The following is a 2167-nucleotide window of genomic DNA, read 5'->3' as shown; positions in this document are numbered from 1 at the left end:
CGGCCTACGTCATCTACACCTCGGGCTCGACGGGCCGGCCCAAGGGCGTCGTGATCGACCACGGCAGCCTCGCCAACCTCTGCCACCACTACGAGGTCACGACCTACGCCGAACTGCTCGCGGCCACCGGCCGGGAACGGGCGAGCGTCGTGACGACGGCCCCGCTCGCGTTCGACTCGTGCTGGGTGGCGCTGCTGGCCATGTTCGTCGGCCACGAGCTGCACCTGCTGGACGACGAGACCCGTCGCGACGCCGCGCGGCTGGTGGAGTACCTGGAACGGGCTCGGGTCGAGTTCCTGGACACCACCCCGGGCTATGCGGCGGAGCTGGTCGAACAGGGGCTCCTGGAGGGGGAGTCCGGCTTCGCGCGCATGCTGAACGTCGGCGGCGAGGCGGTGTCGGAGTCGCTCTGGCGGCGCGTGCTGGCGACGCCGGGGTGGGTGGGGCAGAACACCTACGGCCCGACGGAGAACACGGTGGACGCGCTGATGGCGTGGTTCGCCGTCGCGCCGTCGCCGGTGCTGGGCCGGGCGACGACGAACACGCGGGCCTACGTGCTGGACGCGGGGCTGCGTCCGGTGCCGGCCGGGGTGATCGGTGAGCTGTACGTCTCCGGGGCGCAGGTGGCGCGCGGCTACCTCGGGCGTCCCGGGCTGACGGCGTCGCGGTTCCTGCCGGACCCGTTCGGTGGTCCGGGTGAGCGGATGTACCGCACCGGGGACCTGGTGCGGTGGACGGTGGACGGCCAGCTCGTGTTCCTGGGCCGGGCGGACGACCAGGTGAAGGTGCGCGGTTTCCGGATCGAGCTGGGCGAGGTGTCGGCGGCGCTGGAGCGCTGCGCGGAGGTCTCGGCCGCCGTCGCCGTGGTCCGGGAGGACCGCCCGGGGGATCGCCGGCTCGTGGCGTACGTCGTCCCCGCCGGCGGAGCCGTACCGGATGCCGCCGCCGTGCGCAGGGAGGCGGCGTCGGCGCTGCCGGAGTACGCGGTGCCGTCGGCGGTGGTGGTGCTGGAGGCGCTACCGCTGACGGGCAATGGCAAGGTGGACCGCCGTGCGCTGCCCGCCCCCGAGGCCGAGGTGCGCGTCACCCGTGCGCCGCGGGATGCGCGGGAGGAGGTGCTGTGCGGGCTGTTCGAGCAGGTGTTGGCCCGTGCGCGGGTCGGGGTGGAGGACGACTTCTTCGCGCTGGGCGGGCACTCGCTGCTGGCGACGCGGCTGGTCAGCCGGGTCCGTTCGGCGCTCGGCGTGGAGCTGGGCATCCGCGACCTGTTCCAGGCGCCGACCGTGGCCGGGCTGACCGCCCTGCTGGACCAGCGCGGCGCGGTCGCCCCGAGGCCGCCGCTGCGGCCGGTCGAGCGCCCCGAGCGGCTCCCGCTCTCGTACGCCCAGCAGCGCCTCTGGTTCCTGCGCGAGTGGGAACGGGCGAGCGGCGCCTCGACGTACACGGTGCCGACCGCGTTGCGGCTGCGGGGCGCGTTGGACGAGGGGGCGCTGCGGGCGGCGCTGGAGGACGTGGTGGGCCGGCACGAGAGCCTGCGGACGGTGTTCCCGGTCGTCGACGGCGTGCCGTGGCAGCAGGTCGTGCCGGTGACCGGCGAACCGCTCGTCCCGTGGGAGGTGTTGCCGTGCGGCCGGGAGGAGCTCGACGAGCGCCTGGCGGCGGCGTCCGGCTACGGCTTCGACCTCGCGAATGAACTCCCCCTCCGTTCCTGGCTGTTCAGGGTCGCCCCGGAGGAGCACGTGCTGCTCCTCGTGGTGCACCACATCGCGTGCGACGGCTGGTCGATGGGACCGCTGCTGCGTGACCTCACCGCCGCCTACGCCACCCGCAGCACGACCGGAGGCGCTCCGGCGTGGTCCGAACTCCCGGTGCAGTACGGGGACTACGCGCTGTGGCAGCGTGGTGTGCTGGGCGATGAGGATGATTCCCTCTCCTTGGCGAACCGTCAGCTCGACTTCTGGCGCTCGCGCCTGTCCGGGTTGCCGGAGGAGCTCACGCTGCCCACCGACCGGCCGCGGCCCCTCGAACCGGGCTTCGCCGGCGGGGTGGTCGACATGGCGGTGCCGGCGGAGGTGCACGCCGGGTTGGTGGCGCTGGCGCGGGAGTGCGGTGCGACGCTGTTCATGGTGCTGCGGGCGGGGTGGGCGCTGCTGCTGTCGCGGCTGGG

At 74.2% G+C, this 2167-nt stretch carries 1 protein-coding gene; it reads left to right on the top strand.

Annotated features, from left to right (window positions below; translation table 11 throughout):
• Positions 1–2167: AMP-binding protein (locus tag AB0C76_RS41215; protein WP_359975887.1), on the top strand; the 2167-nt coding region annotated here is incomplete at both ends.

The sequence above is a fragment of the Kitasatospora sp. NPDC048722 genome, assembly GCF_040650235.1.
Taxonomy (GTDB): domain Bacteria; phylum Actinomycetota; class Actinomycetes; order Streptomycetales; family Streptomycetaceae; genus Kitasatospora.
The sequence above is the reverse complement of the archived record's forward strand: the minus strand, read 5'-3'. Positions and strand labels throughout refer to the sequence as shown.